4 protein-coding genes are annotated in these 8,404 nt (G+C 65.2%); 1 reads left to right on the forward strand and 3 read right to left on the reverse strand.

Translation table 11 applies throughout. From position 1 onward, the window contains the following. The 3 genes from C441_RS03790 to C441_RS03800 all read right to left on the reverse strand — a co-directional run. Positions 1-1,785 (reverse strand): hypothetical protein (locus C441_RS03790; RefSeq protein ID WP_049920410.1); only part of this gene is annotated, 1,785 nt, incomplete at its 3' end. A 455-nt stretch (positions 1,786-2,240) separates the two neighbouring features. Then, complete coding sequence (locus tag C441_RS03795; protein ID WP_007273866.1) at positions 2,241-3,761, reverse strand: lipopolysaccharide biosynthesis protein; 1,521 nt, start codon at positions 3,759-3,761, stop codon at positions 2,241-2,243. A gap of 321 nt (positions 3,762-4,082) precedes the next feature. Continuing rightward, positions 4,083-5,885, reverse strand: a complete 1,803-nt coding sequence (locus C441_RS03800; RefSeq protein WP_007273867.1) for a hypothetical protein — start codon at positions 5,883-5,885, stop codon at positions 4,083-4,085. A 302-nt stretch (positions 5,886-6,187) separates the two neighbouring features. Between C441_RS03800 and C441_RS03805 the strand changes: the two genes are divergently transcribed. Then, positions 6,188-8,029 carry an asparagine synthase-related protein gene (locus C441_RS03805; RefSeq protein WP_007273868.1) on the forward strand — a complete coding sequence of 614 codons (1,842 nt, stop codon included), beginning with the start codon at positions 6,188-6,190 and terminating at the stop codon, positions 8,027-8,029. Positions 8,030-8,404 lie beyond the last annotated feature (375 nt).

Consider the following 8,404-nt stretch of genomic DNA (forward strand, 5'->3'; position numbering starts at 1 on the left):
GACGTAAATCTCGGACTCGCCTTCGAGGAACGAGAACGAGTCGACGTCGCCGGAGAACGTGTAGGCGTCCTCGACGCCCTCGGTCGTAATCCAGCCGGTCGCGGTGCCGCTTGCGATGTCGTCCCACTCCTCGATGGTGCCGTCCGACGCCTGCAGTGAGTCCGTCACCGTGAACTCGTACTGGGTCGTCGTGCCCGTGCCGACGAGGCGGATCTCGTTCGGGAGGGGCTCGGTCGTGGAGTCGGTCGTCGAGTCCGTCGTCGAATCCGTCGTGGAGTCCGTGCTCGACGAGTCGCCGCCGGTACTGCTGTCGGCGCTCGGGAGCGGACAGGAGTCGGAGCTCGTGATGTTGCTCGTGTCCACGTCGGCCCCGCTGAACACCGTCGCCTGCCCGGTGACGTTGATGTTCGAGTCCAGAATCTCACAGTTCGTGGCGTCGTTGACGAGGACGCCGTCCACGTCGCCGTTCGGGAAGTGGATACAGCTGTTCTGGACGGTCGAGCCGTTGCGGTCGTTGTCGATGCAGACCGCCGCGCCGGACGGCTGGGACCGCGCGCTCCCCGTGATGGAGACGTTTTCGAGGTTCACGCCCCACGGCTTGTCCGCGGTGTCGGTGTCGACGGAGTCGGCGTGAATCGTCTGGACCGACGTGTCGTTCTGGATGCGGCAGTTTCGCAGGGTGAAGCCGCCGTGGCCGCCCCACGTCGGCGACGAGACGACGCCGCGCGAGGTGGGACAGGACTTGAAGATGAAGTCGCAGTCCTCGATGAGGACGCCCGCGTACCCGTTGCCGGTGGAGTCGATGCGGAGCCCCTCGGGACTGTCGAGGCTGTCGCCGTCGTGGGCGTGCTCGTTGAGGTTGTCCGAGTCCATGATGACGGTCGCGCCCTTGATCCACGAGGTCTTTTCGGGGTGGTCACCCGCGGAGATGCGCATGTTCGTGTTGTCGTTGTTCTTGAACAGCCCGCCCTCGACGCGGAGGACGCCGCGGGTGTGGGTCGCGCGGAACGACGACGAGCCGCGCTGTTCGATGTGGCAGTCGACGAGGCGAATCTCGCCGACGGAGCCGCCCTGCACGCGGATGCCCGCGACGCCGTCGGGGTAGCCCGGAAGCTCGGCACCCTCGCGCATGTAGACGCGACGGGCGACGTTGACGCCGTCGACGGAGGAACAGTCGTACGCGAGGAGCTGGCGGCGAGCGTCGTTGTCGGTGGGGGTGCGACCGAGCCACTCGACGTCCTCGATGAGGCCGCCGTCGTCGTTTATCATCCAGATGTCCGCCGTGGTGGTGGCGTCGTCGGTCTGCTGGATGGAGAAGTTCTTCAGGACGTGGTGGTCCCCGCTTGTGATTTCGAGGAACCGGTACTTCTCGCCGTTGTTGCCCGACGGGAAGACGAACTGCACGTCCTTGTGGGAACTGCCGGTGCCGACCATCCCGAAGCGGGAGACGTCGTCGTTCCAGTACTGCGTCTCGGTGGCGAGATACTCACCCGGAGGGAATTCGATGAGCGTCCCGCTCTCGTACGCGGAATCGAGTTGGTTGTCTATCGGTTCGTTTCCGTTGGGGTCCATTCCAAGGTCGTCCACCGCGTTGACGACGCGGTCCCATTGGATACCGAAGCGCTCCTCTGGTCCAGACGCAGCCGACGCGACGCCGGCAGAGAGGGCAGTCGATGCGGCCATTGCACCGAGTTTGAGGTAGTTCCGCCTGTTGAGTTGCGATTCGAGGATGGAGTCCGAATCCGCGGGGGATTCGTCGTCGTCTCCATCGTTTAGTCGTACCATATCTCAGGAAAGCCCTCGTTAAGGTGATAATCATTATTGCAAGGTATAATCGAATTGGCTACGATTACTTACTGGATTGATTCGGATGCTGGCCAGTTTGTTACCAGTTGCATTCCAAAGACACACCTTATATTCGAGCAAAATAACATCAACCAAATAGTAGTATAGCGGCAGTTTGAGCCCAGAAAACAACCGCTTAATCGGGACAATACGGGACAAATCGGCATCCCGCGGTGAGTTGAATTTATCCCGTGAAACGTCTCTGCTCGGCAGATAATTGATATATGAACTGGTAATTACGCCCCCACCGAATCTTGCGAGGGCGTTCGTTTCACCGCGCCCACATTTTCTGACGAGGTTCTGATAGATTTGGTTCACGGCGAAGGTTCAGCTAGCAATAAGAGTCAGTCGAATCGACCACTCGCCGGCCCCGTCGGACGGGCCGAGCGCCCGTCTTACTTCGACATCACCGAGACGAGTTCACGGAGGTTCTGTTTGACCCGCCAGTCGAAAAGCGTCATGAGCGACGCGGCGCTGACGACGTAGGCGACGACCCCGATGGCGACGAGGAGCGCGAACTCGACGAGCGGCGACCCGACGCGGTTCTGCGCCGCGAGGACCGCCAGCGCCATCGCGCCGCTGGCCGCGACGGGGTACGAGAGTTCGCGGAGGAACCGCCGGTAGGTCGTGTCGAGCGTCCGCTTCATCTCGCGCGCGTAGAGCGGGACCATCGGGAACGCGAGGATGCCCGTGACCGCGAGCGCGGTCCCCTCGATGCCGTAGGCGCTCGTCGCGGGGACGATGGCGATGGCGAGCAGGGCGACCCTCAGGAAGCCGAGTTTGGTCTGTACGTCGGGGCGGCCGACGGCGCGCCAGACGGGATTGAACGTCGCGAAGAGCGTCCGAAACAGCCCGTAGGCGACGAGAATCTGCATGGCGAGGACCATCGGGAGCCAGTCCTCGCCGAGGAACGCGCCGACGAAGGCGGGCGCGACGAGGTAGATGCCGACCGACATCGGCAGGGCGACGAACGCCGTGAGCCGGAAGGTGCTGAAGAACGCCTCGCGGAGGGCGCGTCGGTCCTCCTGGAGCTTCGAGTACGTCGAGAACATCACGCTGGAGACGACGACGGCGATTTCGGTCGCCGGCGCGTTGGAGATGCGGTAGGCGAGCTGGTAGTAGCCGAGGGAGGTCGCCGTCAGGAGCCAGCCGACGACCGCGTCGTCGCCCTGCCCGTAGAGGAACTCGACGATGGACGACCCCGTGACCCACTTCCCGTACCCGATGAGTTCGGCGGCGTACGCGCGGTTCAGCGCGGGGCGCGGGCGGTACGGGTGCAGGAAGTAAGTCACAATCGACCGGACGCCCGCGTCGGCGAGGTAGCCGAAGATGAGCGCCCAGACCGTCGGGCTGACCGCGGCGTAGCCGAGCGCGACCACGACGTAGGCGGTCGTCCCGCTGACACGGTAGGCGAACTCCTTGTGGAACGCGAGGTCCTTCTTGAAGTAGACCATCGCGGGGTTCCGAAGCGCGAGGAAAATCGGGACCAGCGCGATGGCGCGGATGAGGTCCCGCGCGGCGGGCTCGCCGAACAGCGAAGCGAGCGACGGGGCGGCGACGTAGAGAATCGAACTCATCGCCAGCCCGCGGAGGAGTTCGAGCGTGAACGTCGTGTTCAGGTACTCGTCGACGTCGTCGTCGACGCGCTGGATGAGCGCGGCGTCGATGCCGAGGTTCGTCAGGCTCAACAGCGCCGAGATGGTCAGGAGCGCGATGCCCATCAGCCCGATGGCCTCGGGGCCGAGCAGTCGCGCGAGGACGATGAACATGACGACCTTCAGCACCCGGTCGAGGACGTTCATCGCCGACACCCACATCCCGCTTTTCACCGTCCGCTCTGCGAGGTCGCCGTCGTCGTCGCCGGGGACGAACCGGCGGCGAATCGTCCGGACGACCGAGCGAATCTTATCCCTCATCGAAGCCACCTCTCGGGCCGCCGTCTCGGCGGTGACGACCCTGCGTATTCACGAACGGTAACACTCGGCTACACATCGGCTCAGGAGGCGATTAATTATTGACTCACTACTGGATTCCGTGGGGCCGCGATTCCCGTGGTCGCCCGGATTAGGCGCTGTTTGACGAGGCGGAGCGACCTGCCGAGCGCCGTGGTGTCCGAACCCGTGCGGCGGGTCAGCGACCGTCGGCCCGCAGGCCGACGGTCGGAAAGGAACAGCGGCGGCACCGGCGGTAGCGGTTCTAATGTCGGCGTGAAAATCGAACCCCGTGCCCCGACGCCCCTACCCGGACACGTAGTAGAGGTCGGCCGCGCCGTTCGACATGACGCGGTTCACGTTCGGTTGGTCCCGGACCGCCGTGAGGTTCGCCTCGGAGTAGCGGAGCTCGCGGTAGGCGATTACCTCGCGGTCGTGGTCGGTCTTCGAGACCATCAGATACCGCGGGCCGTCGTAGTAACTCGGCAGGTCGATGAGCGCCTCGTCCGGCGTCGTGAAGCCGAGCGCCGGCGTGGGGCTGTCGGGGAGCGCATCGACGAAGCGGTCGGGGTTCCCGCGGATGCCCACGTACCGAACGTCCTCGTCCGACATCCCGAAGGCGGTGTCGTACGCCCCCATCTGCTGGGCGGGGACGTGGTTCGACGGCAGGTAGATGTACGGCGACGGGAACATCACCATGAGCGTGAGCCCGATGACGAGCGCCGACGCGACGGGCGCGCCGGCCTTGACCGCCGCCCCGTACTTCGACCAGTACTCCGTCCCCGAGAGCCACTCGAAGGCGTAGAACAGCCCGACGCTCCCGACGACGGTCGCGAGAATCATCGCGAAGCCGACGTGGCGGAAAAAGAAGTTCGTCTCCGAGATGACGCCGAGGAGGTGCGCGAAGAAGTACGGCACCAACACGACGAGACTGAACGTCAGCGTCCGCAGGATAGTCCGGCCCTGAGCGGACAGCCGCGGGAGCCGCCCGAAGACGACGCCGAAGAAGACGCCGAGGGTTATCAGGGCGTACACCGCGTTCACGAGGAACAGCTTCACGAACACGTCGAAGATACCGCCGCCGACGGCGGTGACGGAGCCGGTGCGCTGGGAGATGGCCGTCCCGGCCTCGGAACTCCCCGAGAGAATCCCGAGCACGCCCTCGACGAACAGGCCGCCGGTCGAGAAGCCGACGGTGTACTGCGTCAGCCAGTAGACGAACGCCGCGGCGAAGACGAGCGTCAGCCCGTACACCGGGCGCTGGTCGGCGACGGCGTCGGGGGTCCGCCAGCGCTGGACGAGCTGGATGGCCGCGGCGACGCCGAACAACACGAGGTAGTTGACGGCGACCTGCAGGTGGTACGACACCAGCGCGACCGTCCCGATGGCGAACAGGACGGAGACGGGCGTGACGTGGCCGCGCCACCGGCTCTCGACGGCGTCGGTGCCGGAGAACTGGTGTCTGAAAAAGAGGTACAGAAGCACCAGGCCGAAGAACGACGCCAGCGAGTAGGGGAAGAACATGAGCTTGAAGCCGTTGAGGTTCACCGGCAGGAACAACAGCGCCGAGAACACGGCGATGAGGACCGCCCGCCGGTCGGAAACGACGAGCGAGACGAGAAGCGGGACGAACACGAGGTAGACGACCGAGACGAAAAACACCACGAGCATCATCGCGGTGGTGAGTTCGACGCCGAGGGCGGCACTGAACATCCCCGCCGACACGTGGCCGCTCGGGTAGACGATATCCAGCGGCGTCAGCGTCTCGGAGACGAGCGACTTCGCCCAGCCGAGGTGCGTCAGCGAGTCGTTGAACCCGTAGAAGTGGTACTCCCGAACGAGCGGGAGGGCGGAGACCGCGGCGATTGCGAGGGCCGCCAGCGCCACCCCGCCGGCCGCGAACCGACTGCTCGGGGCGCGAACGACCACGACCAGCGAGGTCAGTACCGCCACCGCCACGCCGACCCAGAAGACCGCCGGGGTCGACTGGTAAATCGAAACCTCGTACGCGCGCGCCGGCGACGCGCGAGCGGCGAGGATACCGACGGCTATCGCGAGAAATCCGACGAGGAGGAGCGTTCTCGTGAGCCGCGAATCACGTTGCGTCATCCCGTGAGAGAAGGCGAGTAGCGTAGTTTGTTATTGAGCGTGTAATCGACTCAAGCGGCGTTATAGGCGTTCTTCCCGGTGTTTTTCGAGCGTCGGCCACCGAGCGGACGAACATCGGGGGTCCGGCCGGCACAGAGACCCCGTGAAGCCGAGATACCGTTCGGTTCGGCGGCGCTCGACCCCGTTTTTCGAACGTATAGGTGCGTGATAACAAAACCCGACGCGCGCGGATATCGGGCAACGATGTCACTCACAGTAGACACGCCACAGACCGCCGAGCGACCCGGACGCGAGGGCCGTCGATGACCGGCTTCGTCGGCGGCGCGCTCGACGCGGCGACGCTCAACGCCTGCGCGGCCGAACTCCACCACGAAGACTGGTACGAGTCGGCGACGCGGTCGACCGGCCGCTTCGGCGTCTCGGTGCTCCACCACGGCGCGCGGGACCCCAAGGGCTGTACCGTCTGGGAAGACGGCCCGCGCGTGGGAGCGATATACGGCGCGGTGACGAACCTCGACGAACTCGGCCTCGACAAAGACGGGCTGTTCGCCCGACTGTTCGAGGACCCCCACGCCCTCCTCTCCGAACTCGACGGCTCGTTCATCGTCGTCGCCGTCGACGGCGACGCGGAGCGCGTCGTGCTCGCCAGCGACAAACTCGGGACGCGACAGTGCTTCTACGTCGACGGCGAGCCGTTCGCCTTCGGGACCGAAGTCGGCGCGCTGACGACCCTCCTCGACGACCCGCAGGTCGACGAACGCGCCATCAGCGACCTGCTCATGATCGGGCACGTCTGGGGCGACAAGACGCTCGTACAGGGCGTGAAGTTCCTCCCCTCTGGGACCGTGCTCGACTACCGGCCCGACGCGGGCGTCGAAATCGAGTCGTACTGGCACCACACGTTCGAACAGAGCCCCGACGACTCCTACCTCGACGACCTCACCGAGGCCTACCGAGACGTCATCGCCGACATGGCCGACACGATAGACGGCGATATCGGCCTATGGCTCTCCGGCGGCCTCGACAGTCGCTCGATGGCCGGGGAGCTCAGCCGCTACCACGACCTCACCACCTACACCTACGACTCGAACCCCGCGAACGGGAGCAACCTCGAACTCGCCGCGAAGGTCTCGGCGGTGCTCGGCCTCGAAAACAGGCGCGTGCCGGTCGATTCGAACGCGCTCGTCGACTCGCTCGACGCGTCGGTCCAGCTGACCAGCGGGATGGTCGGCCTCTCGACGTTCGTCAACCTCGCGAACGTGTTCAACATTGAGGACATGCCCGACGTGCTCATCGAGGGCTGTGGACAGGGCGGAATGATGGGCGACGGCATCGGCCGAGCCGCCGTCGAGGGAAGCAAGTCGCCCGAGGCGGCGCTCTACCGCGCGAAACACCGCATCGACGTCGACGACGCCCGCCGGCTCCTACGGACCGACTTCGACCCGATGACGACCTACCGCGAGGAGGTGCGCAAGAGCGACCAGCCTGACCTCTACAGCACCGCGATGGACTGCTACTACCGCAACTACTTCCCGCGGTGCGACTTCGCCAGCAACCCCATCGCCGAGAGCCAGGCCGGCACCCGAGTCCCCTTCAGCGACACCGCGTTCCTCCGGGCCGTGACGCGGATGCCGCTTTCGCACCGCGTCGGCTCGATTCCGTTCACCGACGGGAAGATTCCCGCCGGCACGGCCTACCCGAAAGTCGAACTGGTCCGCCGCCTCGACAGCCGACTCGCGGCCATCCCCTACGAGCGGACGAAAGTCCCGCCGGCGCGCCCGATGTGGCAACACGCCGCCGGCTTCGTCGTCGGCACCTCCGTCGACCGCATCCGCGAGCGCCTCGTCGGCGACGTCCACACCTACGGCGGCCGCTCCACCATCGGCGACTGGTACCGGACGAACCGCGCGCTCCGCGAACGGGTCGACGACCTGCTCGACTCCGCGTGCGAGCGCCCGTACTTCGACGCCGACGAGATTCGCCGCCTCCAGCGCGAGGAACGCACGGGCGAAGCCGAACACATGAGCGCCATCTCCGGCATCATCACCGGCGAACTCTGGGTCCGCAAGTACATCGACCGCGAAGGCGAACGCGGAACCGCGAGTGTGGCGGAAGCCGAAGACGCACCGCAACCGGCCGACTGAGGCCGGTGGGACTCTCGGTTGATTTTTCGCACCGCTGGTCGTGAGGAGAGGCGATCCGTTTCCGTCGACCCCCCGGGGGGTACGGGGGAATTGGGGGTCGACGGAAACGTTCTTTTGAATTCGGTTCGTAAGCAGCATTACGCCCGTGGTTTCGGGACGGTTTCAGACGAACCCTTGTTGGGTTGAAGTGCCGTACGACGTCCCACACGATGTACAGCGGTGGGTGTTTCAGACGAACCCTTGTTGGGTTGAAGTCCATCGTTAGATGTGGCCTCCGCAAATCCCCCTCGGTTTCAGACGAACCCTTGTTGGGTTGAAGTTGCCGGGTCGATTTGCTGGTCAGGGATGATGAGCTGGTTTCAGACGAACCCTTGT

Origin of the sequence: Haloferax sulfurifontis ATCC BAA-897 (genome assembly GCF_000337835.1) — an archaeon.
GTDB classification, from domain to species: Archaea; Halobacteriota; Halobacteria; order Halobacteriales; family Haloferacaceae; genus Haloferax; species Haloferax denitrificans.

Bases quoted from the DNA above. Each gene is read 5' to 3' on its own strand.
- C441_RS03795 (WP_007273866.1), bottom strand. From the start codon at position 3,761: ATGAGGGATAAGATTCGCTCGGTCGTCCGGACGATTCGCCGCCGGTTC.
- C441_RS03800 (WP_007273867.1), bottom strand. From the start codon at position 5,885: ATGACGCAACGTGATTCGCGGCTCACGAGAACGCTCCTCCTCGTCGGA.
- C441_RS03805 (WP_007273868.1), top strand. From the start codon at position 6,188: ATGACCGGCTTCGTCGGCGGCGCGCTCGACGCGGCGACGCTCAACGCC.